27 protein-coding genes and 1 riboswitch are annotated in these 25,818 nt (G+C 47.5%); of the genes, 2 read left to right on the forward strand and 25 right to left on the reverse strand.

From position 1 onward, the window contains the following. Positions 1 to 15: 15 nt before the first annotated feature. The 24 genes from ftsZ to BQ7400_RS03260 form a co-directional block, all read right to left on the reverse strand. Positions 16 to 1,098, reverse strand: a complete 1,083-nt coding sequence (ftsZ, locus tag BQ7400_RS03145) for a cell division protein FtsZ (protein WP_034439464.1) — start codon at positions 1,096 to 1,098, stop codon at positions 16 to 18. A gap of 93 nt (positions 1,099 to 1,191) precedes the next feature. Next, positions 1,192 to 2,028, reverse strand: a complete 837-nt coding sequence (locus BQ7400_RS03150) for a cell division protein FtsQ/DivIB (protein ID WP_072469441.1) — start codon at positions 2,026 to 2,028, stop codon at positions 1,192 to 1,194. Continuing rightward, positions 1,994 to 3,094, reverse strand: a complete 1,101-nt coding sequence (gene murG, locus BQ7400_RS03155) for an undecaprenyldiphospho-muramoylpentapeptide beta-N-acetylglucosaminyltransferase (RefSeq protein ID WP_072469442.1) — start codon at positions 3,092 to 3,094, stop codon at positions 1,994 to 1,996. Before murG ends, BQ7400_RS03150 begins: the two co-directional genes overlap by 35 nt. Before the next feature lie 8 nt (positions 3,095 to 3,102). Next, on the reverse strand, positions 3,103 to 4,188 hold the full coding sequence (locus BQ7400_RS03160; RefSeq protein WP_083553254.1) for an FtsW/RodA/SpoVE family cell cycle protein: 1,086 nt from the start codon (positions 4,186 to 4,188) through the stop codon (positions 3,103 to 3,105). Between the two features lies 1 nt (position 4,189). Continuing rightward, on the reverse strand, positions 4,190 to 5,473 hold the full coding sequence (gene murD / locus BQ7400_RS03165; protein WP_072469444.1) for a UDP-N-acetylmuramoyl-L-alanine--D-glutamate ligase: 1,284 nt from the start codon (positions 5,471 to 5,473) through the stop codon (positions 4,190 to 4,192). Beyond that, entirely contained in the window at positions 5,470 to 6,453 is a 984-nt protein-coding gene (mraY, locus tag BQ7400_RS03170; protein ID WP_072469445.1) for a phospho-N-acetylmuramoyl-pentapeptide-transferase, read from the reverse strand. The genes murD and mraY overlap by 4 nt, the downstream gene beginning before the upstream one ends. Then, entirely contained in the window at positions 6,450 to 8,804 is a 2,355-nt protein-coding gene (locus BQ7400_RS03175) for a penicillin-binding transpeptidase domain-containing protein (RefSeq protein ID WP_083553255.1), read from the reverse strand. Before BQ7400_RS03175 ends, mraY begins: the two co-directional genes overlap by 4 nt. Beyond that, positions 8,801 to 9,217 carry an FtsB family cell division protein gene (locus tag BQ7400_RS03180; RefSeq protein ID WP_072469447.1) on the reverse strand — a complete coding sequence of 139 codons (417 nt, stop codon included), beginning with the start codon at positions 9,215 to 9,217 and terminating at the stop codon, positions 8,801 to 8,803. Before BQ7400_RS03180 ends, BQ7400_RS03175 begins: the two co-directional genes overlap by 4 nt. 16 nt (positions 9,218 to 9,233) lie before the next feature. Continuing rightward, entirely contained in the window at positions 9,234 to 10,163 is a 930-nt protein-coding gene (gene rsmH / locus BQ7400_RS03185; protein WP_072469448.1) for a 16S rRNA (cytosine(1402)-N(4))-methyltransferase RsmH, read from the reverse strand. Positions 10,164 to 10,179: 16 nt separating this feature from the next. After that, a complete protein-coding gene (gene mraZ, locus BQ7400_RS03190; RefSeq protein WP_072469449.1) occupies positions 10,180 to 10,611 on the reverse strand; it encodes a division/cell wall cluster transcriptional repressor MraZ in 432 nt (143 codons plus the stop codon). 266 nt (positions 10,612 to 10,877) lie between these two features. Further along, positions 10,878 to 11,621, reverse strand: coding sequence for a prolipoprotein diacylglyceryl transferase (lgt, locus tag BQ7400_RS03195; RefSeq protein ID WP_034439479.1), 744 nt, complete (start codon positions 11,619 to 11,621; stop codon positions 10,878 to 10,880). Beyond that, entirely contained in the window at positions 11,599 to 12,267 is a 669-nt protein-coding gene (deoC, locus tag BQ7400_RS03200) for a deoxyribose-phosphate aldolase (protein ID WP_072469450.1), read from the reverse strand. The genes lgt and deoC overlap by 23 nt, the downstream gene beginning before the upstream one ends. Next, the gene (locus BQ7400_RS03205) at positions 12,258 to 12,830 is read right to left on the reverse strand and encodes a flavodoxin family protein (RefSeq protein WP_072469451.1); all 573 of its coding nucleotides are present in this window, start codon (positions 12,828 to 12,830) and stop codon (positions 12,258 to 12,260) included. The genes deoC and BQ7400_RS03205 overlap by 10 nt, the downstream gene beginning before the upstream one ends. Then, a complete protein-coding gene (locus BQ7400_RS03210) occupies positions 12,806 to 13,429 on the reverse strand; it encodes a TIGR01906 family membrane protein (protein WP_072469452.1) in 624 nt (207 codons plus the stop codon). Before BQ7400_RS03210 ends, BQ7400_RS03205 begins: the two co-directional genes overlap by 25 nt. After that, the gene (locus tag BQ7400_RS03215) at positions 13,419 to 14,156 is read right to left on the reverse strand and encodes a YebC/PmpR family DNA-binding transcriptional regulator (RefSeq protein WP_034439485.1); all 738 of its coding nucleotides are present in this window, start codon (positions 14,154 to 14,156) and stop codon (positions 13,419 to 13,421) included. Before BQ7400_RS03215 ends, BQ7400_RS03210 begins: the two co-directional genes overlap by 11 nt. A 73-nt stretch (positions 14,157 to 14,229) precedes the next feature. Continuing rightward, on the reverse strand, positions 14,230 to 14,541 hold the full coding sequence (locus BQ7400_RS03220; RefSeq protein ID WP_072469453.1) for a hypothetical protein: 312 nt from the start codon (positions 14,539 to 14,541) through the stop codon (positions 14,230 to 14,232). 51 nt (positions 14,542 to 14,592) lie between these two features. Beyond that, positions 14,593 to 15,057 (reverse strand): 6,7-dimethyl-8-ribityllumazine synthase, encoded by a 465-nt coding sequence (gene ribH / locus BQ7400_RS03225; RefSeq protein WP_034439489.1) that lies wholly within the window; start codon positions 15,055 to 15,057, stop codon positions 14,593 to 14,595. Further along, positions 15,054 to 16,265 carry a bifunctional 3,4-dihydroxy-2-butanone-4-phosphate synthase/GTP cyclohydrolase II gene (locus BQ7400_RS03230; RefSeq protein WP_072469454.1) on the reverse strand — a complete coding sequence of 404 codons (1,212 nt, stop codon included), beginning with the start codon at positions 16,263 to 16,265 and terminating at the stop codon, positions 15,054 to 15,056. The genes ribH and BQ7400_RS03230 overlap by 4 nt, the downstream gene beginning before the upstream one ends. 9 nt (positions 16,266 to 16,274) lie before the next feature. After that, positions 16,275 to 16,904: a riboflavin synthase gene (locus tag BQ7400_RS03235; protein WP_072469455.1), complete on the reverse strand. Its 630-nt coding sequence runs from the start codon at positions 16,902 to 16,904 to the stop codon at positions 16,275 to 16,277. Then, positions 16,886 to 17,971, reverse strand: coding sequence for a bifunctional diaminohydroxyphosphoribosylaminopyrimidine deaminase/5-amino-6-(5-phosphoribosylamino)uracil reductase RibD (ribD, locus tag BQ7400_RS03240; protein ID WP_219306805.1), 1,086 nt, complete (start codon positions 17,969 to 17,971; stop codon positions 16,886 to 16,888). Before ribD ends, BQ7400_RS03235 begins: the two co-directional genes overlap by 19 nt. Positions 17,972 to 18,032: 61 nt before the next feature. Then, positions 18,033 to 18,148: riboswitch (FMN riboswitch) on the reverse strand. Positions 18,149 to 18,194: 46 nt separating this feature from the next. Continuing rightward, positions 18,195 to 18,911, reverse strand: coding sequence for an NAD(+) synthase (nadE, locus tag BQ7400_RS03245; RefSeq protein ID WP_072469456.1), 717 nt, complete (start codon positions 18,909 to 18,911; stop codon positions 18,195 to 18,197). Beyond that, positions 18,912 to 19,562 (reverse strand): YigZ family protein, encoded by a 651-nt coding sequence (locus tag BQ7400_RS03250; protein ID WP_180371944.1) that lies wholly within the window; start codon positions 19,560 to 19,562, stop codon positions 18,912 to 18,914. Continuing rightward, entirely contained in the window at positions 19,559 to 20,785 is a 1,227-nt protein-coding gene (gene hflX / locus BQ7400_RS03255) for a GTPase HflX (protein ID WP_072469458.1), read from the reverse strand. The genes BQ7400_RS03250 and hflX overlap by 4 nt, the downstream gene beginning before the upstream one ends. 114 nt (positions 20,786 to 20,899) lie before the next feature. After that, a complete protein-coding gene (locus BQ7400_RS03260; RefSeq protein ID WP_072469459.1) occupies positions 20,900 to 21,655 on the reverse strand; it encodes a YfjL-like protein in 756 nt (251 codons plus the stop codon). A 159-nt stretch (positions 21,656 to 21,814) separates the two neighbouring features. Here BQ7400_RS03260 and BQ7400_RS03265 point away from each other — a divergent pair, with 159 nt between their 5' ends. Together BQ7400_RS03265 and BQ7400_RS10565 are read left to right on the forward strand one after the other, a co-directional pair. Then, a complete protein-coding gene (locus tag BQ7400_RS03265; protein WP_072469460.1) occupies positions 21,815 to 24,745 on the forward strand; it encodes a transglycosylase domain-containing protein in 2,931 nt (976 codons plus the stop codon). Beyond that, positions 24,702 to 24,854: a hypothetical protein gene (locus BQ7400_RS10565; RefSeq protein ID WP_156101877.1), complete on the forward strand. Its 153-nt coding sequence runs from the start codon at positions 24,702 to 24,704 to the stop codon at positions 24,852 to 24,854. The genes BQ7400_RS03265 and BQ7400_RS10565 overlap by 44 nt, the downstream gene beginning before the upstream one ends. Before the next feature lie 87 nt (positions 24,855 to 24,941). Here the strand turns inward: BQ7400_RS10565 and BQ7400_RS03270 are convergent, their stop codons facing one another. Continuing rightward, positions 24,942 to 25,760 carry a bifunctional 5,10-methylenetetrahydrofolate dehydrogenase/5,10-methenyltetrahydrofolate cyclohydrolase gene (locus BQ7400_RS03270; RefSeq protein WP_072469461.1) on the reverse strand — a complete coding sequence of 273 codons (819 nt, stop codon included), beginning with the start codon at positions 25,758 to 25,760 and terminating at the stop codon, positions 24,942 to 24,944. Positions 25,761 to 25,818: the final 58 nt, after the last annotated feature.

Genomic DNA, 25,818 nt, shown 5'->3' on the forward strand with positions numbered 1-25,818 from the left:
GGATACGTATCCTTGTTATCTACGTAAAAAGTCAGGAATTTGTAATTCTCCTGTATTCTTTTTATCTTCTTTATTTTCCAAGTCTTCCTTCATCTTATTTCTAGCTGCATCCAAGGGGTTGGTAGATGAGGCCTTGTCTTCATTGTAGATGTCAAAGTCTGTTGCAATAACAGTAACCTTTACTTGGTCTTTTAGGCTTTCGTCAATGCCTGCGCCGAAGATGATGTTTGCATCTTCGTCTACTGCATCCCGAATCAGGTCTGCTGCTTCAGTGACTTCAAAGATACCTAAGTCTCCACCACCGGTAATATTTAATAAAACGGACCGTGCTCCTTCAATGGATGTTTCTAAAAGAGGTGATTGGATAGCCATCTTGGCTGCTTCCTTGGCTCTTTCATCTCCAGAGGCATAGCCAATACCCATGTGGGCAATTCCCTTGTCGTACATAACTGTCTTTACATCGGCAAAGTCAAGGTTAATCATGCTGGGAACACTGATTAGATCACTAATACCTTGGATCCCTTGTTTCAGGACCTCATCAGCCATTTCAAAGGCTTCTGCAAAGCTTGTTTTCTTGTCGCTGATTTGAAGTAGGCGGTCATTTGGAATGATTACCAGGGTATCTACCTTGTCTTTCAAAGCCTTGATTCCTGCTTCAGCTTGTTTTTTTCTCTTGACCCCTTCAAAGGTAAAGGGACGGGTAACAACGCCAACTGTTAAGGCGCCCATTTCCTTGGCTACTTCAGCAATGACAGGTGCAGCACCAGTACCGGTTCCACCGCCCATACCTGCTGTAATGAATACCATGTCTGCCCCTTCTAAGGCTTCACGAATTTCGTCAAGACTTTCTTCTGCAGATTGTTCTCCCACAGATGGGCTTGCTCCAGCTCCAAGACCCTTGGTTGTTTTTTCACCAATTTGAATCTTAGTTTCAGCAAAGGAATTTTTCAGGGCTTGACGGTCTGTGTTAAAAGCAACAAAGCCAACTCCCTTTACTCCATTGTTAATCATTCGGTTTACGGCGTTATTTCCACCGCCACCAACGCCAGCTACTTTAATTCTGGCAAAGTCTTCATGATCCATATCAAAATCCAACATCTCATTCCTCCTATATTTTCGACAGTGATTCTTAGGTAGAGTTATATACTTCTATTCTAGTAATAAATGACAAAATAGTCAACTATTATCCCTTTATTCCCGGGAATCTTTCTCTTCTTTTTCTCCTCTGCCTCCCTCTAGGGGAGTCATATTATTGGCATCTTCCCTGGCCTGGGCCTTGTTACTTTCTGTAACGGCCACAGGGTCCTTGCCCTTGTCCATTAAAATCATGCTGATATTTTTATCCATGGTCTTTATTTTTTCCAAGACCACCAAGAGCTGCTTGCACTTATAGTCGCTGTCCTTGGTGGAGTCAAAGACCACCTGGATGTCGTCCTTGGTTAAAAGGTCCAGCCCCTGGTCTTTAATGTCAATGGCCTGGATCTTGTCCCTGAGGTCCCCTTCCAAGACCCCCGTCACCATCTTTCGCAGGTCTTTTTGCTTGTCATTTAAAAAGAGGTAGGACCCCATTTGTAGGTTTTTAATGGTGAGGCCGTTGATTTTAATGTAGTCCGGTTGGAACTGCATGGTCTTTTCCAAAATCCGCAGGTCCTGGTCTACATTGACATAGTGGTCCCGAAAGTTTAACTGGGCCACAGGGCTTCTCTCTTGAACCCGGATGGATAAGATACCCCGGATGCTTCTTTTGACCTTGGCATCTTTGATGTAGGGGATGGCCTCAATCTTTGCTTCAATGGCCTGGGCGTCTTGCTTGTAGAGCTTACCTCCCAGGTCCACCCTGCCTCTTTTTAAGATTTCCTCCCGGGAAACCTTCTTGTTCCCCTGGATTCTTATGTCCTTAATGGTTACCAGGTTGTTTTTAACCAGGTGGACTCCTATAGTTATGATGGCTATAAAGAGAATACTAAAGAGAGCCCGGCGACGGTTTCTTTGTTTAGCTGTTAGCCTTTTCCTTCTTCTTTTTGCCATATGCCCCCAACTCCAATACTCGCTCTGCAATTTCCTTCACTGCATCCTTGTTACACATGCGGTTTGCACACCGCCCCATGTCTTGACGCATTTGGTCATTTTCCAATAATTTTTCAATGCTAGCATAGAGTTTTTCCCCTGTTAGGTCCTCTTCATAAAGTAGGATTGATGCCCCTTGGGACTCGTAACTCTTGCCGTTAAAGACTTGGTGGTTCCCGGCTGTATAGGCCTTGGGGATTAAAATACTGGCCTTGGACAGGGCACTGATTTCTGCCAGGGTCATGGCAGAAGAACTGGCAATAACCAGGTCCGCCCCCTGCATCAGCTTGGGAATTTCCATGGAAAAAGATAGGATTTCCACATCCTCTCTTTCCTCCAGGCCTTCCATAAATTCATCATAATAGTCCCGGCCTGTAATGTGGACCAGGTGGAAGGGCAGCCGGTCATGGTGGGCCAAAATTTCCTTAATGGCGTCATTGGTTGACTCTTGTCCCCCGGACCCACCAAAGGATAGGACCACTTTTTCTTCCCGAGATTGGCTACTAGAAGCCTGGTCCAAAAAGGCTTGACGAACAGGGTTTCCTGTGTAGATTAAATTGTCCTTCCTCTTGAAGTAGACCTTGGCTTCCTTAAAATTCAAGGCCACAAAGGAGGCCTTCCTGGCCAAAAAGCGGTTGGCCTTGCCGGGAAAGGCATTTTGTTCCTGTAAAACTGTGGGAATGCCAAATTGTTGGGCCTTTAAGACCACAGGAGCACAAACATAGCCTCCTGTTCCAATAACAACATCCGGTTGGATCTTTTTGAGAATCCTTCCGCAAGCCTGCATGCCTTGAAAGAGGGACCACATGGTGTGGATGGTCTTGGTGGAGACTTTTTTCCTGGGCAGGCCCTCTACGGGAATGGGGTAGAATTTTATCCCCTCTCTTTGCACCAGCTCCTCTTCCAAGGAACCCTCCTTACCTACATAAAATACCTCAACGCCCTCTGTTTTTTTTAATTCCTCTGCAATGGCCAGGGCCGGCATAATGTGCCCCCCAGTACCACCGCCTGATAAGATAATCCGCATAAAGCCTCCTAGTGGTTTTTCGAACGTCCCAGTAAGATCCCGGCAGCCACCAGACAAACCCACAATGAGGTTCCCCCATAGGAAATAAAGGGAAGGGTCAAGCCTGTAACTGGTAGGATCCCAATGGTAACTCCCATATTAAAAAACGCTTGAACGGAAATACATATGGTAATTCCCGTTGCGATTAATTGCTCATAAAGATTTTTACACCGACCGGCAATTTGCAAGCCCGAAAGAGTAAAGAGAAAATAGAGGAGGACCACAAAGGTCGTTCCTAAAAATCCCCATTCTTCTCCAATAATGGGAAAGATAAAGTCATTGTAACTCATGGGCAAGTAGCCTTGTTTTAACCGGCTATTTAAATAGCCCACGCCCCAAAAACCTCCAATGCCATGGGCAAAAAGCGAATTGGCCAATTGCCAGTCCGTATCCTGGATGTCATCAAAGGGGTCTATAAAGCTCATCATTCTTTCCATCCGATAGGGCATCATCCGAATCATGATAAAGGCCAGGGCTCCCCCACCCAACCCCGATAGGGCATATTGGTAGGGCTCCATTCCCAGGACGAAAAAGAGGGACATAAGGCTTAGGCCAATAACCATACCTGTGGAAAAGTCTTTTAAAATAACCAAACCCGTCGATAGTCCAATTATACCAATAATCATGGCAAATGTCTTAAATTTTCTAGTGGTCCGTCGGTTTTTAACCAAATAATCGCTTAAGTAAAAAATGGACGCATACTTTAAGAGGTCTGAAGGCATAAACTCAAAGCCAACCAGGGGGATTTGTAGCCAGCGGACACTGTTGTAGTGGCTGACCCCCAGGGGGGTGTAGAGTAGGGCACAGAGAAAGACGCTTAGGGCGAAAAAGGGCAGGCTCATCCGCCGGATAAAGTCTATAGACAGCCTGGAGGCAAAGACAAAAAAGACCAGGCCTGTAATTAAAAAGACCAGGTGTCTTTTGATAAAGTGGAGGTTGTTTCCCATCTTAGCCAGGCCCTCATAGGAAGAGGCACTGGCTACAAATAAAACGCCGACAATTAAAAGTAGGACAATGGAAAGCAAGAGTCCCAGGTGGAAGGGCCGTTTTTTCATCTTAATCCTCCTCCAGCTTTTTCACTTGGTCCATAAAATCCCTGCCTCTTTGCTCATAATTTTGGTAGGCTCCCCAAGAAGCGCAGGCCGGCGACAAGAGGACCACTCCCTTTTTGGTCAGGTCCTTGGCCTTTTTCACAGCCTCTTCCATGGAGGCTACAGGGTGGATGGATTCCAGGCCCACTTCTTGGGCCTCCCGGATCCAGCGATCTTTTGTCTGACCCATGACAATAAGGTGGGAAATTTTCCCCTTATACTTTTTCAGTAGGGGTAAAAAGCTACTCCCCTTGTCATAGCCTCCTGCAATCAAGCTAATATTCCCCGGAAAACTTGCCAGGGCCACGTCTGTTGAATCGGGGTTGGTTCCCTTGGAGTCATTGTAGTAGTCCACCCCGTCAAGCTTGGCCACAAATTGAAGCCGGTGGTCCACAGGCTTAAAGCTGGCCCCATAGTTAAAGGCATCCCCTAGGGAAACCCCAACTTCCTCTGCCGCCAAAAGGGCAAAGGCCAGGTTACTCATATTGTGGTCCCCCACTAATTGAAAGTTGCTGGTGGGTCCCAAAACTTGGCCATGGATAATCATTTGGCCGTCTTTTATATAGGCATCTGCCTCCTGGCGGATGGAAACACATTCTCTCCTGGCCAGGCTGGGGGTTTGATAGGATACCGGATCGTCCCGGTTAACCAGGCAAAGGTCCCCTGGATTTTGATTTTTTGTAATTTTTTTCTTACTGGCCTGGTAGTCCTCCACCGTGTGGTGCCAGTCCAGGTGGTCCTGGCTAATATTGGTCAAGATGGCAATATTTGGATGAAAGTCCTGGATGTATTTTAATTGGAAGGAACTGCATTCCAAGACCAAATAGTCCCCATCTTGCAAGAGGCCCATAAGGTCAAAGACCCCCCGGCCGATGTTGCCAGCTAAAAAGACCCTCTTGCCAGCTTCGCTTAAGATATGGTGGATGGCCATGCTGGTTGTGGTCTTGCCATTGGTCCCTGTTACTGCAATGGTATAAACCTTCTTATCTAAAAGTTTTTGAAAGACCTCCAGGTCCGAATAGATTGGAATTTTTAAGGCTTCCAGTTGGCGGATGACTTCCTGGTCGGGATGGATGCCCGGGCTCTTGATGGCATAGTCCACTTCTTTATACCGGTCTTGGGTCAGTCTTAGGTCTTCTGAAATATCTGCTTTTTCATCATAGATATAAATTTTATAGGAGTCCTTTAAGGCTTGGTAGCAGGCCCGACCCGTGGTACCAAAGCCCAGAATTGCAATTGTTTTTTTCATCGAACCACCCCATAAATTAAGAGAAGATAGGCCAGGAAGCAAAGGAGGATGGATGTCAGGACAAAGGCCTTAACCACCTTCTTTTCATGCCAGCCCTTTTGCTCGTAGTGGTGGTGGAGGGGGCTCATGAGAAAGATCCGCTTCCCTGTCAATTTAAAGGAAAGAACTTGGAGGATGACAGACAGGGTCTCCATAAAATAAATACCTCCTGCCAGGGGAAGTAAAAGAGGCAGCTGCAACAAGACAGCCATGGCTGCCACGGCTCCTCCCAGGGCCAAGGACCCTGTGTCTCCCATAAACACTTTTGCCGGATACTTGTTGTAGACCAAAAATCCTGCCAAGGACCCCACCAACAAAAGGGCAAAACTCCCAATGGTGGGATGGTTCAAGGCATGGGCCGCCAGGGCAAAAAAGATAGCGACCGTAATGGTAATGGAGCTGGACAAACCGTCCAGGCCGTCTGTCAGGTTGACTGAATTTACCGTTCCCACCACTACAAAAATAATAAAGGGAATGTAAAAGGCTCCCAGGTCCCAACGGGATTGGATAAAGGGAACAATAATTTCTGTAGATAGTTCCCTGCTTTTGGATTGGACAAAGACCAAGACAAAGGCAATGATGATTTGGCAAAGGAGTTTTTGCAGGGCTGTAAACCCCAGGTTCCTCTTTTTCACCACCTTGATGTAGTCGTCAAAAAAACCGACCAAGCCAAAGGCCAGGGTGGAAAAAATTAAGAGGAGGCCTTCAATGTTTAAAAGGCCAAAAACCGGAATCCCCAGGCAAAGGGTCAGGAGGAAGATGATTCCTCCCATGGTGGGTGTCCCCTCCTTAACCAGGTGGGAGCTGGGTCCATCATCCCGGATACTCTGTCCTGCATTTAATCTTTTTAATTGTGGTAGGACAAGTCGTCCCACCAGGGCGGAGCAAATAAAGGCTCCCAAAAGAATCATGATATTTTTCAGATTAAAAATCTCTATCATTGTTCTTCCTCGTTTCTATTGTTTTCTTTTACTTTCTTTTTGTCTTTCTTGGTCTTGTTTTTCTTGTTTTTGTCCGGCTTGGGCCTGTTTTCATCAGCCTGTCTGGCCTGGTCTTGGTTTAGGGCCGGTTCAAAGTAAAGTTCCATGGGCTTTTTCCAAGAAATCACCTCTCCAGGTTGGGGAACCTGTTTTACCAATTGCCCACTGCCATGGACGGTATATTCTACTTCCAAGGGTTTCAAGATTTCCTTGACTTCTTCCAGGCTCTTGCCCATTAAAATGGGCATGGTCAAGGCATTGCTATTGTTGGGATTCAAGTATAAATCCACAATGGTTCCTGTATTCACCGTAGTTCCCGGTGCTGGCGACTGGTTGGTCACCATGGTAAAGTCATTCATACCAGTATATTCCGTATTGAATTTCAGGCCCTTTTCCGACAGGATCCGGCCTGCATCTCCAATGAGCATATTTCTTACATCCGGTACTTCCACTTCAATTTTCTTTTGGGTGTCATTGACCCGGTCACTTTTTTCATAGCCCTCGTAGGAGAGGATTTCTCCCAGCATTTGTCCGGCATAGGGAGCTGCAACAGCCCCACCATAGTAGCCATTTTGCGACTCTTGAACGATGAGCAAGAGGGTGTATTTGGGTTTTTCAATGGGAGCCACTCCCACAAAAGAGGAAATGTATTTGTTTTCTTCATAGCCCCCATTTTTGGAGACCTTGTTGGCTGTTCCCGTCTTTCCACCAATCCGATAGCCCGGCACAGCAGCCCGGCTTCCTCCCCCTTCAGTTACAACTTTTTCCATGAGTTCCACCATGGTCTTGGAGGTTTCCTTGGAAATAACTTGTCGTTTAACCCGGGGTTTATAGACTTGGACTGGTTTGTTGTCAATGGTTTCAATGTCTTTTAAGACATGGGGCACCATTAAATTTCCCCCGTTGACAACGGCACTGACTGCATTGATCAACTGGATGGGTGTAGTGGCAATCCCATGACCAAAGCTCACAGTATCCTGTTGGAGCTTGGACACCTTGTGGAGGTCTTCAGGTATCATCCCCTCCACCTCTCCCGGCAGGTCGATGCCGGTTTTTTGGCCAAAGCCAAAGGCATGAATATAGCGGTTCATCCGGTCCAGGCCCAGTTCACGACCAATCCGGACAAAGGTTACATTACAACTCTTGGCATAGCCCTCTTCCATGGTAATGTCGCCATGGGGGTGGGGCAAGGACGAGCACCGAATGGGTCCTCCCGGAACATCTCTTACATAGCCCGAACAATAGTAGTGCTTGTCTTTGGTGGTGGTGTGTTCCTCCAGGGCCGCTGCCGCCGTAATGGTTTTAAAGGTTGACCCCGGTTCGTACATATCGTTGATGCAAAAATTTCGCCAATTGTCAAACCAGACCTTGGTTTTTTCTTCCCCGGTTAAATTTTCCCATTCCCTTTGTTGTCGTTTGTTTTGAGGCTTCTTGGGAAAGTTCAGGTTGTAGTCGTCCTGGTTGGTCATGGCCACAATGGCCCCGGTGTCCACTTCTTGGACAATGACATTAATGGCCTTGGCCTTAACTTCTTCCTTGGCCTTTTTGGCAATGTCTTCCACAATTCCCTGGATGGATTCATCCAAGGTCAGGCGGACATTTAGCCCCTGGGTAGGGAGGTTGCTTTGGTCCTCTTCCATGGTCAAGGCTTGGTTTTTGGCATCTCTCAAGCCCACTCTTTTCCCCAACATTCCTGCCAGCTGGTCATTGTAGTATTTTTCCACCCCATAGGTTCCATAACCGTCCTGGTCCATAAAACCAATTAGGTGGGAGGCCAGGTTGTTGGCGGGATAAAAGCGCTTTTGTTGGTCTTGGATAAAGACCCCCCTCAGGTCTGCATTTTGAATATTCAAAGAAGTGGCCCGGTCAATATCCTTGGCCAAGACAACTTCCCCCTTGGGACTTTCCTTGTACCTGTCGTAGATTTCTTCCTTGGAAAGGTCCAGGAGGCTGGCCAGTTTATTTAAAACCTGGTCCAGGGCTTCTTGGTCCAAGGCCCCCTTTTTCATAAAGGAGTTCTTATTCAGGGTCACAGTAGAGGCAGAAATATTCACGGCCAACTTCTTGCCCTTTCGATCTAAAATATAGCCCCGGTCCGGTTGTAAAACCTCGTTTCTGGACATTTGAGTCAGGGCCTTCTTGGCAATGCTATTGGAATCCAAGACTTGTAGCTTGTACAGGCGGATAATTAGTAAACAAAATAAACACGTTGCTAGAAAAAGTAAAAAGAAAATTTTCCCGCGCCGTTTTGCGCCATTTGATTTTCTTCCACCCTTTTTTGCAACGTGTTGATATCTATGGCGTGATTTCAAAGAGATCCCTCCCCTTTATTTGCGCCAAATATTTTTAAGATAGAGATAACCGGGCTTAAAAATACATTTTCTTTTACATCGGTTTCAGCAACCTTCTTGTCTACTTGGATATAGACAACCTGTTCATCGTCGGGATAGACCATTCCCAGCTTGTATCTTGCTATATTGGCCACTTCATCAGAGCTTTTAATCCCAGCTAATTGCCCGCTAATAGAGTCTTTTGTCTTTTTGAGTTCACTTATTTCTACATTTTGACGCTCAATGCTGTTTTTCAGTTTTTCCAACTCTAGATAGTTTACCATAAGTAAGAGCAACATTAAAGCACAAAGACCCCAAATTATGTAAAGACTCAAGGAGAAGAAATTGGTCTTACCGGGTCGATTTATTTTTTTATTTCTAGGCTTCATATTCATAATTCGCTCCTTTAGCCTAAAGCTTTTCGGCGATCCGACACTTTGCTGAACTGGATCTGGGATTGACTTCTAACTCCTCAGGGCTGGCCGTAATGGGTTTTCTTGTAATAATCTTAATTTCCCTCTTCTTATCACAAGTACATAGGGGTTGCTGGGGAGGACAAACACAGTCTAAAAAGGCATACTTAAAGATTTCTTTCACAATCCTATCTTCCAGGGAATGGAAGGAAATCACCACCAGGCGGCCTCCGGGATTGAGGCTTTGAATCATCTGGTAGAGGGTGTCCTTTAAAACATTTAACTCGTCATTGACTTCAATTCTCAAGGCCTGGAAGATTCGCTTGGCCGGGTGACCACCCTTCCTGCGTACATCTTTTGGAATGGCCGCCTTGATAATCTCCACCAGGTCAAAGGTGGTTTCAATAGGGGCCTTCTTTCTGGCCTCTAGAATAAATTCGGCAATCCGCTTAGACCACCTTTCTTCCCCATACTCTTGGAAAATCCGGTTTAGGTCTTCCAAGGAATAGCTATTGACAATGTCCTTGGCGGAAAAACTTTTACTTTGGTCCATCCGCATATCTAATGCCGCATTAAAGCGGTAGGAAAATCCCCGGTCTTTTTGGTCAAATTGGTGGCTACTAACCCCTAGGTCCAGGAGAATTCCATCTAGACCTTGGACGCCTTCTGCCTCCAGAGCCCTAGTAAAATCTTTATAGTTCAAATGGTAGAAAGACACATTGGAAAAATCCTTTAACTTCTCCTTGCTGGCTTCCAAGGCATTGGTGTCCTGGTCCAGGCAGATCAGGCGGCCGGTTTTTAATTGTTTCAGGATTCCCAAAGAATGGTTGCCTCCCCCGACAGTTCCGTCCAGGTAGGTCCCATCTTCTTTAATTTTTAATCCATCCATCACTTCTTTATAAAGAACCGGAACATGGTGAAATTCCATAGCCTTCTCCATTCATCTATATGCCTAATTCACTCATCTTTTCTGCGATTAAATCGATGCCCAGGGCATCATCATCTGTATATCTTTCCCAAAGATCCTTGTTCCAAATTTCCACCCGGGTGGAGACCCCAATGATTACAGACTCTTTCTCAAGCTTGGCATGGTCTCTCAGGTTTGCCGGAATCAGGATCCGTCCCTGGTTATCCAGGGAAGTTTCCGCCGCTCCCGCAAAGAAAAAACGAACAAAGGCTCTGGCGTCACGATTGGTTAGTGGAAGGAGTTTGAGTTTTTCTTCGATGCGTTTCCATTCGTCATTGGGGTAGACAAAAAGACTGTGGTCAAGGCCCTTTGTCATGACAAAGGTTTGGCCCAGTTCTTCCCTAAATTTTGTCGGAACAATCAAGCGTCCCTTTGTGTCCATTGTATGGTGATATTCCCCAATAAACATTTTTTTGCTCCATATTTTACCACTTAAACCCACTTCTTACCACTTCACCTATATTTTACATGAAATTTTGGAATAAAGCCACATTTTTTCTTCTTTTTTCTCCAATAAAAAAAGAAAGGGCCTATTGTCCCTTACTCTTTGAAAGAATTTCATACTTTTTAACCGATTCCCTTCTCCTTTCCCTCCTTGATCTTTTCTTTTTACAAGAAAAAAAATATTGCCGACAGACTGCCGACAATATTTTTCATCCCTATAATCAAGATTTTCTATGCAATTTTTTCTCTTTTCCCGCAGATGATATAAATGGCCAGACAGGCAATAATCAAGGCAATGCTGGTGACTTGGGCTGTCCTAAAGGGGCCAATCATCAAACTATCGGTTCTTAGGCCTTCTATAAAATAGCGGCCTAGGCTGTAGAGGATGCCATAAAGGGCAAAGACCTGGCCCCGAAATTTTCTTCTCTTAAAGACATAGAAGAACAAGAGGGCGAAAATGCAAAGGTCTAAAATGGATTCATAGAGGAAGGTGGGGTGGACCCGAACTCCATCCACTAGGATGGCCCAGGGTAGGTCAGTGGGACCTCCATGGGCTTCCCCGTTCATATAGTTTCCCCAGCGGCCAATTCCTTGGGCCAAAACCAGGCCCGGAGCAATACAGTCTGCCAGGTCAAAAAAGTGGTAGCCCTTTTTTTTGCAATAGACCAGGCCCACTAAAATCCCTGCCATAATCCCACCATGGATGGCCAGACCCCCCTGGCGGATATTAATAATTTCAGACATATGCTGGGAATAATAGCCCCACTCAAAAAGAACATACCAGGTCCTGGCCCCTAAAACTCCTAGGGGGACAGCCAGGATCAAAAAATCATCCAGGGCCGTTTCCGGTAGGGTTCCAATTCTTCTTGCCAGGTATTTTCCAATTTCATAGGCCAAGAGGACACCAATACCGATAAAAATCCCATACCAGCGGATGTCCAGGCCAAATAAGTTAAAGGCCACTGGATTCGGCATTTTTTTCTCCTTCTACAATGGCAATTCCTGCACTGACTCCCAGTCTTTCTGCTCCGGCTTCCAGCATTTTTTTTGCTGTGGCAAAGTCCCGGATCCCACCAGAAGCCTTGACCTTGGCCCGGTCTTTGACTTGGTCCTTCATCAATTTTACATCTTCCAACTTGGCCCCTCCTGTGGAGAAACCAGTGGAGGTTTTAACATAGTCTCCTCCGGCCTTGAGGGTCAATTGGCAGGCCCTTATTTTTTCATCCTCTGTCAAGAGGCAGGTTTCAATAATGACCTTTAAAATATGGTCCCCAATGGCCTCTTTAATGGCCCGGATTTCATCTTCCACCAGCTGGTCTTGGCCGCTTTTTAAGGCGCCAATGTTGATAACCATGTCAATTTCATCGGCTCCCTTTTCTATGGCGTCCTTGGCTTCAAAGACCTTGGTTTCCCTGGTGTTGGCCCCTAGGGGAAAGCCAATAACTGTGGCAATTTTTACCCCTGACCCGGCCAATTCTTCCTTACACAGGCTGATCCAGGTAGGTTGGACGCAGACTGAAAAAAAGTCGTGAGTCTTGGCTTCCTGGCAAAGTTTTTTGATTTGATCTTGACTGGCCTCAGCCTTTAACAAGGTGTGGTCTATCATTCGATTTATTCCCATTGATTTCCCTTTCTTCGATTCATTCCATTGATTTGAATAGCTTCTCTCCTTAAAAATCCGGCCTCATAGGGCCGGCTATCCGTATCATCCACCCCTATACAGGTAAAATTTTCATAGCCCAGGGTCCTAAAGGTGATTTGTCCCTCCAAATAACCGGCAGTAAACTGGTTGGGATAGGCCTTGGCCCCGGCTGTCAGTAAAAGCCAGGCCGACTTCTTCCCCTGCCAGTTCATGGGGTTGGCAAAATACACCTGCATCCGGTCTATGGCCTTTTTCAAAAGCCAGGTCAACCCATTAAAGTAGACGGGACTTGCAAAAACCAAGTGGTTGGCCTCTTCTATCTTTTGGTAGATGGGGCTAAAGTCGTCCCTTAACCGGCAGCTGGGCCCTTGTAGGCAGCCATTACAGTAAATACAGCCCTTAAAGTCCAAAGCATTTAAGTCCACCAGGTCCACTTTCTTGCCTTGGGCGAATTCTTGCAAGTAATCCTCCAAGAGGGCCTGGGTATTTCCATTTTTCCTTGTATAGCCAATAAGGGCTAGGACCTTTTCTTGATTTTCCATAGGCTAAAGAAATAAACTCCTTCCATTCCCAGGACAAAAAGACCGATTAAACCGGCCATTTGTTCAAAAAAGACCTGGGGCAGCATTTGAATCATGACATCTGTTTTAGGGTCTAAAAGCCAGAGGTCATTGTCAAAAAAAAGCTCATGAAAGCGGATAAAGCTTTGGTCAAAATTCATTCCAATATAGGCAAAAAAGCCTATTAGGGCCAAGAGTAGGATCCAGTTACCCGTAAAGTAGTCTCTTAAAAATTTCTTTTTATGGCCATAGATAAAGAGGCCCATAAAGGCCAGGCCCGCCAGGACCATGACCCGATTTTTTAAGACAAAGAGCCCATGGACATCCTCCATGTGGCTGACCTCTCTTTGGTTAAAGTAGGGAGAAATTAAATCATCATCCCCCTTTTCCAAGTAAATTCTCAGGGCCTTGCCCCGCTTGTGGAGGTCCTCCATGGACAGGCCCGTTGCTTGGACCGTGGCGTTTTTCTTAAACTGAAAGTCATAATAGCCCTGCCACTGGCTCACCAGGCTAATACCCAGGGCCAGGACCAAAAAAAGATAGGCCAGACCCGCCAAAAGACCTAAAAGTTTAGTCTTCATCCGGCTCCTTCCAGTTGTGGTAGATGTCTTGGACATCATCATTGTCTTCCAGAGCGTCAATGAGTTTTTCCATCTTCTTGACATCCTCTTCCGAAGTCAATTCCACTTCATTTTGAGGAATGTAAGTAATTTCTGCCATTTTAGGACTATAACCAGCTTCTTCCAGGGCATCCCGGACAGCGGCAAAGTCTTCCGGGCTTGTGGTAATTTCTAAGCCGTCATCATCCCCATCTACATCTCCGGCTCCACTGTCTATGGCCACCATCATGACTTCGTCCAGGTCCAGCCCCTCTTCTTTTTCAAAGTAAAGGACTCCCCGCTTGTCAAACATAAAGGATACGCAACCAGATGTTCCCAGGTTGCCCCCGTTGCGGTCAAAGGCATGGCGCATTTCCGGTGCCGTCCGGTTTCGGTTGTCTGTCAGGGTCTTGACCATAACAGCAATCCCGGAAGGACCGTAGCCTTCATAGGTCACTTCTTCGTAGTGGGTGTCGTCGTCTTCCCCGGTTCCCTTTTTAATGGCTCGTTCGATATTGTCATTGGGCATGTTGTAAGACTTTGCCTTGTCAATGGCCATCTTTAAAGAGGGGTTGTATTCGGGGTCTCCGCCACCCTCCCGGGCAGCCACCATGATATAACGGGCCATCTTGGTAAAGACACGGCCCTTTTTTGCGTCTTCTTTTCCTTTTTTATTTTTTATATTATTCCATTTTGAATGTCCTGACATTCTTATTCCTCCTTTATTTCACCTGTTTATTTTACCATAAGATGGACTCCTATGGTAGTTTTACTTGTAAGGCCTAAAAAATCAAGACCCGGGCAGCTTCATAAAGAAGGGGAAGACAGAGGGCTAGGTTGACCAGGGCCAGGCTAGCCAAGGCCAGGTTCCTCTTGGTTTTTTTCCCCATAGCAAGGCCCAGGGAAAGCAAACAAACCAGGTAACCCAGGCTAAAGACCAGGCCGTAGTTCCCGGATAAAAATCCTTCCAGGCTTCTTTTATAGGCATAGACCCTGGCCAATTGGTCGTAGTGGGGCAGGTAGTTTAAGACCATAGGACCTGTTAGGCAGATTAAATAAAGGCTATTGATTAAGATGAGTATTTTTTTCAGCATAAGTCCTCCAGAGAAAAGCCGCCTTAATGTTTCCACTAAGACGGCCGGTTTTTAAGCAAGTTGATCTTTTAAGTTGACACATTCAATGGCGGAAACAGCGGCATCAAAGCCCTTGTTGCCGGCCTTGGTTCCTGCTCTTTGGACTGCTTGGTCAATGGTATCGGTGGTTACGATGCCAAAGATAATGGGTCTTTCTGTGTGCATGGACACTTGGGCAACCCCCTTGGCCACTTCTGCTGTTACCAATTCATAGTGGCTGGTTTCACCACGGATGACGGCGCCCAGGCAGATAACCCCGTCATATTTCCCACTTTGGGAGGCTAGTTTGGCAAACATGGGAATCTCAAAGGCCCCCGGAACCCAAATTAGGTCAATATCTTCATCCTTGACCCCGTGTCTTAAAAGGGCATCTTGGGCCCCTTCAATTAATTTTGTCACGATAAATTCGTTAAATCTTGAGGCCACAATGGCAAATTTCTTATCCTTGGCAATGAGCTTTCCTTCAATTTTTTTCATTTTTCTTCCTCCAACTTAAATTGTTCTAAGATATGGTTCATCTTTTCCGCCTTGGTGTGCAAGTACCTATGGTCATGCTCTTGGGCTTGGATCTCAATGGGCTCCCGAGAGACGATTTTCATGTCGTATTGGCTTAGGTTGTAAATCTTATGGGGGTTATTGGTTAAAAGGCGAATTTCCTTCACACCCAGGTCCTTTAAAATTTGGGCTCCTATATAGTAGTCCCGGGCATCTTCCGGCAGCCCCAACATGACATTGGCTTCAACTGTATCGTAGCCATGGTCTTGGAGGTTGTAGGCCTTGAGCTTATTTATCAGGCCAATGCCCCGACCTTCCTGGCGCATGTAGAGGACAATCCCCCGACCTTCTTCTTCAATCTGCCGCATGGATTGGGCCAATTGGTCGCCACAATCACACCGCAGGGACCCGAAGCTATCTCCTGTTAGACACTCTGAATGGACCCGGACCAGGAGGTTTTTCCCATCCCCAATATCTCCCTTAACCAGGGCTACATGCTCTTGACCTGTAAACTTTTCTTCATAGCCAATGGCTGTAAAGTGGCCAAATTTTGTGGGCATGTCCACCGGGTCTATGGCTTCAACTAACTTGTCGTTGATCTTGCGGTAGGTCTTTAAGTCTTCGATGGTCAGGTAGACCAGGCCATTTTCTTGGGCAAAGTCAATGACCTCTTGGCCCCGGAGCATTTGTCCATTATCTGCCATGATTTCACAGCAAATCCCCACTTCTGTCAAACCAGCCAGGCGGAGCAGATCCACCGTAGCCTCGGTGTGGCCCTCTCTTTCCAAAACTCCCGGAGCCTTGGCAATTAAGGGAAACATGTGGCCCGGCCGTCTAAAGTCCATGGGCTTGGAGTTGGGGTCTGCTGCCTTCCGGGCAGTTAGGGCCCTTTCTTCTGCAGAAATTCCCGTTGTGGTGTCCACATGGTCAATGGAGACGGTAAAGGCGGTTTCATGGTTGTCTGTATTGTGAAAGACCATGGGGTCTAATTGGAGACGGTCCGCTTCTTTTTGGCTCATGGGCATACAGATCAAGCCCTTGGCCTTGGAAGCCATAAAGTTAATATTATCAATGTCTGCAAATTCAGCTGCTAAAATCAAGTCCCCTTCATTTTCCCGATGGGGGTCGTCTGTAACGACAATCATTTCTCCTCTTCTTAGGGCATCTAACGCCCTTTCTACTTGGCTCATGTCTACCTCCTAAAATCCATACTTGATATAGTCTGCCAGGGAGTTACCCTCCTGGTCCTTGACCATATTTTCCACATACTTACCGATTAAATCACACTCCAGGTTGATAAAGTCCCCAACCCTTAAGTGGGTAAAATTTGTCCTCTTTTTACTTTCTGGAATCAAGCTCACCGTTACATGACTTTCGGTCAAGTCTGCTATGGTCAAGCTGACCCCGTCCAAGCAAATGCTCCCTTGGGGAATCATGTACTTGCGGTAACCCGGAGGAATCAAAAGGGTCATGAGAAATTGCCCCTGGCGGTCTTGGATCCGGCTAACCTGGATTACCGTATCAATATGGCCAGAAACCATGTGGCCCCCTAGACGGGTTTGGAGGTTCAAGGCCCTTTCCAGGTGGACCTTGGACCCCACTTGTAAATTTTTTAAATTAGACTTTTTCAGGGTGACCTCCATGACATCCCCTTGAAAGGATGTGGGAGTCAAGTCTGCCACCGTAATACAAACCCCATTGACTGCAATGGAATCCCCCAGCTGGGTTCCCTCCAGGACCCTTTGACAGGTCACTGTAAGTCTTTTGCCGTTGCTTGTGGTTTGAAGGCTGGTGACTTGTCCTATTTCTTCTATAATTCCAGTAAACAATTTTTCCCTCCTTGAATCCGAAGGTCCTGGCCCAGTCGGTCCACTTTATAAATCCTACTTTCCAGGGCCTGGCTTAAGTCTTCAACTCCCAGGCTAGCAATGGTGGACTTCCCGTCGCCGCCAATGAATAAGGGGGCTTGGTAGACCACCCACTGGTCCACCAGGCCTTGCTTGATAAAGCTGCTAAGAACTTGGCCGCCCCCTTCCACCAGGAGGCTGGAAACCTGCTGGTTCTTGTAGAGGTCCTTAAGACATTCTTCCAGGGACAGGCCATCTTGGTCTTGGCCAATGGAAATCGCCTGGGCTGTAGGAGTCAAGGCCCTTGTTTCTTGGTCCGGCCCCACATAAAAAATAGTTTTTTCTCCCTGAAAAAGTTGGTGGGTCCTGGGGGTTTTTAAGGTCCGGTCCAAAACCACCCTAAGGGGGTTTTTCCCTCCTGTCCGACAAGTCAGTTGGGGGTTGTCTTGGAGGGCAGTTCCCCGCCCCACCAGAATGGCATCGCAGGTCCCCCGGAGCCTATGGCCATCTCTTCTGGCTTCTTCCCCAGTAATCCACTGGCTGTCTCCTGTCTTGGTGGCGATTTTTCCATCCAGGCTTTGGGCCATCTTCAAGATGACATAGGGCCTTTGATGCTGGATGGTGAAGTGGAAGAGCCTATTCATAGCATGGCATTCCTCTTCTAAGAGGCCACAGGTCACTTGGATTCCTGCCTCTTTTAACTTTTGAATTCCCCGCCCCCGAACTTGGGGGTTGGAGTCCAACTCTCCTACTACAACCCTCTTGACCTTCTTCTCAATAACCAGGTCTACACAGGGGGGTGTCTTACCATAATGGGAACAGGGTTCCAGGGTCACATAGAGGGTGGCCCCTTGGGCGGCCATGTCCCTTAGGCAGTTGACCTCTGCATGGTGGGAGCCAAATTTTTCATGGTAGCCCCGACTGATGATTTTTCCATCTCTTACCAGGACTGCCCCTACCAGGGGGTTGGTCAGGGTCTGCCCCTGGCCCTTTAGGGCCTCCTGGATGGCTTCTTTCATAAATTCTTGATCCATCTTGTGTTGATCCATCTTGCCTCCTTGGGCCCATAAAAAAAGAGCCCTTACCCAGGGCTCTGTACAATCGAAAGTACATGTTTTTCTTCCATCCGGACTTTAACCGTCGGTATTGGAATTTCACCAATTCAATCTTGCGACTTGTGGACTATCACCACCGGTGAGGAATTGCACCTCGCCCTGAAAAACAAATTTTTTTATTTGATTAACTTCATGATAACTGCTTATTTAAATTTTGTCAAGCCTTTCTTTGGTAGATGGGCGGAAATTCTCTCTTGTGTTGGCTATTTTCGTGCATCCGCCTAATTTTTTCGCTATTGGCTGAAGGCTGGCCTGTCCGAATATAGGCATTTAACTCCTCATAGGAAAAGCCCATTTCTGATTCATCAGTTTGGCCTTGGAAGAGTCCGGCTGTGGGTTGCTTTTGGATAATTTCTTCCGGCACGCCCAATTCCTTGGCCAGTTCATAGACCTCATCCTTTAAATAGGAAGCCAGGGGCAAAAGATCGGCTCCGGAATCCCCATATTTTGTATAGTAGCCTGTATAGTATTCACTGGCATTGGAGCACCCACAAACCAGGTAGCCCCGGTCTTGGGCATAGTAGTAGAGGGTCATCATCCGAAGTCTTGGCTTGATGTTGGACCGGGCCATTTGATTGTCGCTGTGGAAGCTGGCCTGGATAAAAGTTTCATAGCAGGCAGTCAAGTCCACCCTTTCCACTTCCAAGTCAATGGCTTGAGCCAATTTTTTCGCATCCTCTTCATCCTTGGCCTGGCTGTCTATGGGAATCATAATCCCCAGAGCCTGGTCCCCAAAGGCCCTCTTCATCAGGGCAGCTACAACAGCTGAATCCACGCCGCCACTTAGGCCTACTACCAGGCCCTTGGCCTTGGCTGAGGCAACTCTTTCTTGCATCCAGGCTACAATGTCTTGAATTTCTTTTTTTGCGTCCATTTATCTTTCCTCCATCTTGTCCAGTAAAATTTTTTCTCCTAAAATTGGGGCCACACCCTGGCTTATGGTCCTTATATCCACCTGGCCACTGGTAAAATTTTGGAGTAAATCTTCCAGGGCCGGCCGTCTTTTTTCCTCAACCAGGACCTTGTAGGTAACTTTTTCCAGGTAGGTCCTTTCCTCCACTTGGAACTTGGCCTGGTCCAGTTGAAAGTCCAGGGTCCCCTGCTGGCTGTAGTCAAATTCCACCTCCAAGAGGTCCACAGACTCCCAATCCACCAACTTCCCTTGGTCCAGGGCCAACTGGGCGGCCAGGGTGTAGGCCTTAACCAGGCCTCCCTTTCCCAAGAGGATGCCTCCAAAATACCGGACCACCACAATACAGACACAGTCAACTCCCCCCTGCTGGATGCTGGTTAAAATTGGCAGACCTGCTGTGGACTTGGGTTCATTGTCATCGTCATAGCGCTCCAAAATTTCTTGGCTGATCCGGTAGGCCGACACATGGTGGCGGGCCTGGGGGTGGAGCTTTTTGATCTTGTCAATATAGGCCAGGGCCTCTTCTTCATTTTTTATATGGATTGCATAGCCAATAAAGCGTGACTTTTTCATGGTGTGTTCTGCAATCCCTTCATAGGCAAGAGACTTCACTGCTTCCCTCCTGTCCATTTTTCCATATCTTCCCTTAAAAATTCTCCCTTCAAAAGGCTCCCCTTTTCATTGTAGGAAACCTGGGCCTGGGGATAGTCCTTAAGGGCCTGGTTCAAAAGTCCCTGGTCTTGAAAGCTAAAAAAGATTTCCCCTTGGACCCATTGGTCTCCCAAGAGGTCCACCAGGGCCTCTTCCAACTTTTCCACCGGGTCATTTAGGGCCGAATAAAACAAGAGCTTGTCTGGCCTGGGCTGGATGACCTGGGGCCTCATGTCAGGTCGGTCAATCTTATTAAAAACTGTCAACCTGGGAATGTCCATCAGGTCCAGGTCCTTTAAAATCTTCAGGGTCTCCATGTAATCTTTTTGCAAGCTTTCAGATTGGCCATCCAGGACATGGACCAGGGCTGAAGAATTTTTCAGCTCATCCAGGGTAGATTGGAAGGCCTCCATTAAAGTTTCTGGTAGGTCGCTGATAAAGCCCACCGTATCTGCCAGGATCACCGGCCGCTTGTCCAGGAGCTTCACCGACCTTAGGCTGGTGTCCAGGGTGGCAAAAACCATGTCCTTGACAAAGACCCGCTTGTCCGACTCCTGGCCCAAAAGGGCATTCATCATGGTGGACTTGCCAGCATTGGTATAGCCTACAAAACTCACCAGGGGGACCTGGCTTTTTTTCCTCTGCTTTAATTGTTCCTGTCTTTGGCTCTTGATTTCCTCTAGCCGACTTTGGATTTGGTGGATTTGCCGGTCAATCTTTCGCCGGTCCAGCTCCAATTTTTGCTCTCCTGGCCCCCGGGTACCAATGCCGCCCCCGGCCTTGGACAGGGAGTAGGATCCGATTAGGCGGCTCTTGCCATAGGTCAGCTGGGCCAAGAGGACCTGGAGCTTGGCCTGCTTGGTCCTGGCCCGGCTGGCAAAGATGTCCAATATTAAGTGGGTCCTGTCCATGACTTGAATGTCCAACTCTCTTTCCAGGTTCCTGAGCTGGAAGCCCTTGAGGTCATCATTGACCAAAACCAAGTCCGGGTCCAGGGACTGGATTAGGGCCTTTAATTCCTCTAGTTTCCCCTTGCCAATATAATAGGGCCCCGGCTCCTTTAGATTTTGCGATAGCTCTGCCAAGACACACCCATTGTCTGCCTGGATCAGGGCCCGGGTTTCCTCCGGACTACTGGGACTTAAATTTGTTGTAAGTAAAATGACACCCTCTTTTTGGTCCATGACATCCTCCTTTCTTTCATTATACTAAAGAAACTTTTCTCGGACAATCCACTTGTCCTTCTTGTCTTCCAAAAAGAAAAAAGTGACCTGGGGCCACTTTTCTCTTTAATAATCCTAGTCCTTTGTTTGGGTTTCTTCCTCTTTAAGGATCCTTTCAAGGCCTGCCAGGTCCCCCTGTCGAACCAGGTCTTGGGGAATGTCAAAAATCGTCAAGGCATGGGCCCAGCTCTCGGCCTCTCCATCTGGTCTCCGGTCTTTTTCGGGGACCAAGATAATGGAATAGGTCTCAACCTTCAAAGGGCTGGTGTCCATGATTTTTTGCAGGTCTTGGAGGATTTTTAAGGCCTCCTGGATTTGAGGTTCTTTAGAATAACCATAGGCCTGGGCTTGGACCCGGCTGGGAAAGTGGTTAAAGTCCACTTCCTGGTCCAGGGTCAGCTGGTCTTCCAGGTCGTCTTGGTCCAGGGGGCTTAGGTTAATTTTATAGGGAAAGTCATGGTCTTTTTCCAATTTTCTCCCATACTGGCGGAGCTGGTCTGTAAAGCGGATGTAGCTGTTAAAAATCCGGTTGGGATAGGAGTCGTACTTTAGCCGTCCCCGCCAGTCAAAGGCAAGACTAAACTTGGAGTCGATACTGTTTTTGTCCTGGAGCCAAACCATGTAGGCCCCATCTTTAAAATCATAGTAGGTCTTGGACCTGTCCAGGTCCAGGTCCCGGTAGTGGGTCTCAAGATAGGTGTCCGCAGCCCGGTTGGCCAAATATTTTGACAGGGGGTTTCCATAAAATCCTGCCAGGATCCAAAGGGCCAAGATGACCACCAGGGCCAAGAGGGCCAATAAAATCCCCTTGACTATACTTTTCTTTTTCATACCTTCCTCCTTCTTTTTACAGCCTCTTTTATCTTAGTCTAACCCATGGCCCCTCTTTTTTCAAGAAAGTTCCCGAAGTAGGTTGATTTCCCAAGGACTTGACTATTTTCTTACCGTCTCAGGCTTTTCTTATGTTATAATGAACAAAAGGAGTAAATCATGAAAAAAAGAATCCCTCGCTTTCATTTAAATAAAAACCGCCTGCTTCTTATTCTCCTGGGTTTGGCTTTTGCCTTGACCCTCCTTGTGGGGCTTTTTTCCAGCCTCTTGGTGGGAATTTTGTTTTCCATCCCCGATACGGACTTGAAAAACCTGTCCACCAGCTACTATCAAACGTCCAGTATCTATGATGAGTCAGGCAACCTCTTGGAAAATATTGAATCTGAAGAATTCCGTACCATCATCCCCCTAAAGGATATGCCGGAGAACCTGCGAAAGTCCTTTATCGCCATTGAAGACAAGAGGTTTTACCAGCACCGGGGTCTGGACCCCAGGGGAATTGCCTCCAGTCTTTTAGATAATTTTCGGGCCGGATCCATGGTTCGGGGCGGGTCTACCATTACCCAGCAATTGGCCCGGAATGTCTTCTTGAGCCAGGAAAAATCCCTGGACCGAAAAATCAAGGAGGCCTATCTTTCCCTGCGTCTTGAATCGGTCTTGTCCAAGGACCAAATTTTAGAAGCCTACTTAAACCGGATCAACCTGGGCCAAGGGGCCTACGGTGTCCAGGGGGCCAGCCAAACCTATTTTTCAAAAAATGCCAAGGACTTGACCCTGGCCCAATCGGCCCTCTTGGCTGGCATTGTTAAAAGTCCCCGGGACTACTCCCCCCTCTTAAGGGTTCCTGTGACGAAAAAAATGGACCGGCCAGCCATTGGCCAACAGGAAATTTCCGGCGTGGACTACAACCTTTACTTAAATCCCAAGAGCCTGGACCGGCAAAAAATTGTCCTGGCCGAGCTCTACCGCCAGGGAAAAATTTCCAAAGAGGACTATGAAACTGCTAAGAAGGAAGATGTCTTGGCCTCCATTGTCCCCCTGCAAAAGAAACACCACAGCATGAGCTCCTATGCCATGGACCTCATTAAGGCCCAGGCCTCCCAGGAGCTGGCCAAAACCTACCAAATTTCCCTGGACGAGGCGGAACACAAGCTCTTTACCGGAGGCTACCATATTGAAACCAGCCTCAACCTGGACCTGCAAGGGAAAATCGAAAACTTTTACAAGCACTTTCTGGAAGACTACCTGGTCCAAACTTCCTACCGAGAAGGAGCCCGGGCCTTGACCTTCCAAAGCAATGACCAGGGCCATGTGGTGGATGCCAATGGCGAAATCCTCTACCTGGCCAAGGACCAGGCCCTGGATCCCCAGCTGCGGTTTTTTATCCCCACTAACCAGGTCTTTAATGACCAAGGCCAACTTTCTCTGCCGGCTTCCTACTTTTCCTTCCAAGCCCGGCACATCTATATCAAGCCCCTCTATTCCATTGACAGCAACCATGTCCTAAAGACCTATGACCTGGGTCAATGGAAGTTGGAGGACGGGGCCAAGCACCAGGGAGACCGGGTCTTGATTTCTAAAAACTTTTTAACCAGCCACCCAGACTTTATGGAAGTGACCCCCCAGGGCTATTCCTTTAACCCCAACTACTATAGTCCCAGCCAAGAAACCATCCAACCCCAACTATCCACCGTCCTGATTGACAACCAAACCGGCTATGTCCGGGCCATTATCGGCGGATTGGACATCCAGTCCAAGGGGGCCAAGCTCCTGAACCGGGCCACCATGAGCCCTCGAGTTCCGGGAACGGCCATCCTGCCCTTTAATGCCTATTTAACCGCCCTGGAATATGGAAAAAAACCTGCCACAATTTACGACGACGCCCTGGAAGAAAACGACGGAGTCTTTTGGCCGGAAAATCCCTCGGGCAAGTACTATGGCCTGGAAACCATGCGGAAAAACTTAGAACACGACTCCTATACAGTGCCTGTAAAAATTGTCAAGGACCTGGGCTTTAAACGTGTCCTGGTGACCCTTGCCAGGCTGGGGATCTACAAGCCCCGAACTCCCCGAGACGACTTTTTCGTCCAAGCCGATGAAGAGGTCTACAATGACCTGACCCTGGACTCCCTGGGTCTGGGCAATATGCGCAAGGGTACCACCTGCTACAACCTGGCCACCGGCTACTACGGTCTGGCTGCCGGAGGTAGCTACAAGGAGCCCACCATTATCAAGTCCATCAAGGACCCTTCCGGCAGTCTAATCTACCAGAGCAAGAATCGGAAAAACAAGAAACTTTGCTCCAGAGAAAATGCTGCCATCCTGACAGACTTCCTCCGGACCAATGCCATCCGGGGCCAGGCCGCCGGAGTCAGTGTGAAAAATAATGCCCTGGCTGCCATCTATGGGGCAAATAAGTTTGCCAGCGACCAATGGCTCTTTGGCTACACCCCCTACTATACCATTGGAACTTGGATGGGCTGCGACCAACCCAAGGTCTCCTTGAATTCCAACAAGGACTTTATGATAGACCTTTGGAACCAAGTTGCCTACCTGGCCCATAAGCCCCTAGAGTCCATCGAAAAATTCCCCCTACCTGACCAAATCCACTATGTCAACATCAGTGAAAAAAGCGGCCTTTTGGCCTCCTCCCAAACAGAAAGGGCCCGGGCCAACTATGACGAACTCTTTGAAGAGGGCCAAGAACCCACCAGCTACGACACCAAGCACCGGACCTACAAGGTCTGTCGCCTTTCAGGAAAAAGAATTACAAAATTCTGTCCCTATGATACAATTATCTTAAAGAGCTTTTACCAAAGGCCAGACCCCTACCAGGGGAAAAAGAGACCCGACAAGTTACCCATGGATATGGAAAACATCGACCAGGACTTCTGCGACATCCACACCCGGGAATGGTTTGAAGACCAATTGGAAAAAGAAAGAGACCAGGCTCGAGAAAAAAGTCGAAAGCAAGACCGGCAAGGAAATCGAAAGAAAAAGAAGGACGATCAAAAAAAGGATCGGAAAAAACAGCAAGGAGGCTCCCGTGAAAGTAAGGAAAAGAATCAAACAAGTAAAAAGAGGAATTAGCCTGGCAAAGTTAGTCCACAAGGGCTTTAGGCTTCACACCGCCTACAAGGGCAGCAAAATTTTAAAGGCAGGCCTGGAAGACCTCTTAAAACCCAAGTACCAAAGATAAAAAAAGAATTGGCGACAATGATGTGTACCCTCTTTACTGGACAAACCAGTAAGGAGGGTACATATCACAAAAGTCGTCAATTCTTTTTTAATCCCTATGTTTTTTCAAGCAAGACTCCAATAAGAGGGTGTTGGTCAAGGCACCGACACCTCCTGGCACCGGGGTCACGACTTGACTGTCCTTGAAACCTTGGTAGTCCACATCCCCTACGAGTTTTCCATCCTTCATGCCCAAGCCAATGTCGATAACCAGGGCATGATCTCCTACATCTTCTGAATGGATACTATGGGCCCGGCCTGTGGCGGTAAAGACAATATCGGCCCTTTTTAGGTGGTCTTTTAGGTTTTTGGTCTTGGAATGGCAAAGGGTGACGGTGGCATTTTCTTTTAAAAGGAGGTGGAGGAGGGGTTTTCCCACCACAGTGGTCCGGTTGATGACCACCACTTCCTTGCCGCTTAAGTCTTGCCAGTAGGACTTACAGAGCATAAGGGCCGCCCTGGGTGTGGCGGGAATATGGTAGGGAGTCAGGCCACTGTAAAGAGCCCCTCGGTTGTAGAGGGTTACCCCGTCTAGGTCCTTTTTGGGGTCTAGGTCCCTCTTGAGTTGGTCTTCCACTTCTTTAAAAATAGGTTCCAGTAAAAGAATCCCCCCGACTTGGTCATCTTTATTTTCCCTGGCAAAATCTTCCAAGATCTGGTCAGTCATCTGGTCATAATGGTGGGTCCGCAGCTTGATCCCCAAACTTTGAGCCGTCTTAACCAATCCCCTTTCATAGGACTTGGCTCCTGAATCCTCTCCAAAACGGAAAATACAGCATTCCTTGGTCCCATCCAGGGTCCCCTCTTCTATTTGTTTTTTAATTTTGTCCAGCAGGTCCTTTTTTATTTGGTCACTTCTTAATTCCATGCAAGCCTCCCTTGTCTAAAATAAGTTTTTTGTTTACTAAGTATTATACACAAGACCT

This window comes from Urinicoccus massiliensis (assembly GCF_900120405.1).
GTDB lineage: Bacteria > Bacillota > Clostridia > Tissierellales > Peptoniphilaceae > Urinicoccus > Urinicoccus massiliensis.

Coding starts and splice junctions, on each gene's coding strand:
- murD (WP_072469444.1), bottom strand. CDS start 5,473: ATGAAAAAAACAATTGCAATTCTGGGCTTTGGTACCACGGGTCGGGCC.
- ftsZ (WP_034439464.1), bottom strand. CDS start 1,098: ATGTTGGATTTTGATATGGATCATGAAGACTTTGCCAGAATTAAAGTA.
- ribH (WP_034439489.1), bottom strand. CDS start 15,057: ATGAAAAAAATTGAAGGAAAGCTCATTGCCAAGGATAAGAAATTTGCC.
- rsmH (WP_072469448.1), bottom strand. CDS start 10,163: ATGGAATTTCACCATGTTCCGGTTCTTTATAAAGAAGTGATGGATGGA.
- BQ7400_RS03260 (WP_072469459.1), bottom strand. CDS start 21,655: ATGAAAAAGAAAAGTATAGTCAAGGGGATTTTATTGGCCCTCTTGGCC.
- mraY (WP_072469445.1), bottom strand. CDS start 6,453: ATGATAGAGATTTTTAATCTGAAAAATATCATGATTCTTTTGGGAGCC.
- deoC (WP_072469450.1), bottom strand. CDS start 12,267: ATGGGAATAAATCGAATGATAGACCACACCTTGTTAAAGGCTGAGGCC.
- mraZ (WP_072469449.1), bottom strand. CDS start 10,611: ATGTTTATTGGGGAATATCACCATACAATGGACACAAAGGGACGCTTG.
- BQ7400_RS03160 (WP_083553254.1), bottom strand. CDS start 4,188: ATGAAAAAACGGCCCTTCCACCTGGGACTCTTGCTTTCCATTGTCCTA.
- BQ7400_RS03150 (WP_072469441.1), bottom strand. CDS start 2,028: ATGGCAAAAAGAAGAAGGAAAAGGCTAACAGCTAAACAAAGAAACCGT.
- lgt (WP_034439479.1), bottom strand. CDS start 11,621: ATGCCGAATCCAGTGGCCTTTAACTTATTTGGCCTGGACATCCGCTGG.
- murG (WP_072469442.1), bottom strand. CDS start 3,094: ATGCGGATTATCTTATCAGGCGGTGGTACTGGGGGGCACATTATGCCG.
- BQ7400_RS03210 (WP_072469452.1), bottom strand. CDS start 13,429: ATGAAGACTAAACTTTTAGGTCTTTTGGCGGGTCTGGCCTATCTTTTT.
- nadE (WP_072469456.1), bottom strand. CDS start 18,911: ATGGACGCAAAAAAAGAAATTCAAGACATTGTAGCCTGGATGCAAGAA.
- BQ7400_RS03220 (WP_072469453.1), bottom strand. CDS start 14,541: ATGCTGAAAAAAATACTCATCTTAATCAATAGCCTTTATTTAATCTGC.
- BQ7400_RS03270 (WP_072469461.1), bottom strand. CDS start 25,760: ATGGAATTAAGAAGTGACCAAATAAAAAAGGACCTGCTGGACAAAATT.
- BQ7400_RS03215 (WP_034439485.1), bottom strand. CDS start 14,156: ATGTCAGGACATTCAAAATGGAATAATATAAAAAATAAAAAAGGAAAA.
- BQ7400_RS03180 (WP_072469447.1), bottom strand. CDS start 9,217: ATGAATATGAAGCCTAGAAATAAAAAAATAAATCGACCCGGTAAGACC.
- BQ7400_RS03230 (WP_072469454.1), bottom strand. CDS start 16,265: ATGAGCCAAGTAGAAAGGGCGTTAGATGCCCTAAGAAGAGGAGAAATG.
- BQ7400_RS03205 (WP_072469451.1), bottom strand. CDS start 12,830: ATGGAAAATCAAGAAAAGGTCCTAGCCCTTATTGGCTATACAAGGAAA.
- hflX (WP_072469458.1), bottom strand. CDS start 20,785: ATGGACCAAAAAGAGGGTGTCATTTTACTTACAACAAATTTAAGTCCC.
- ribD (WP_219306805.1), bottom strand. CDS start 17,971: ATGGATCAACACAAGATGGATCAAGAATTTATGAAAGAAGCCATCCAG.
- BQ7400_RS03265 (WP_072469460.1), top strand. CDS start 21,815: ATGAAAAAAAGAATCCCTCGCTTTCATTTAAATAAAAACCGCCTGCTT.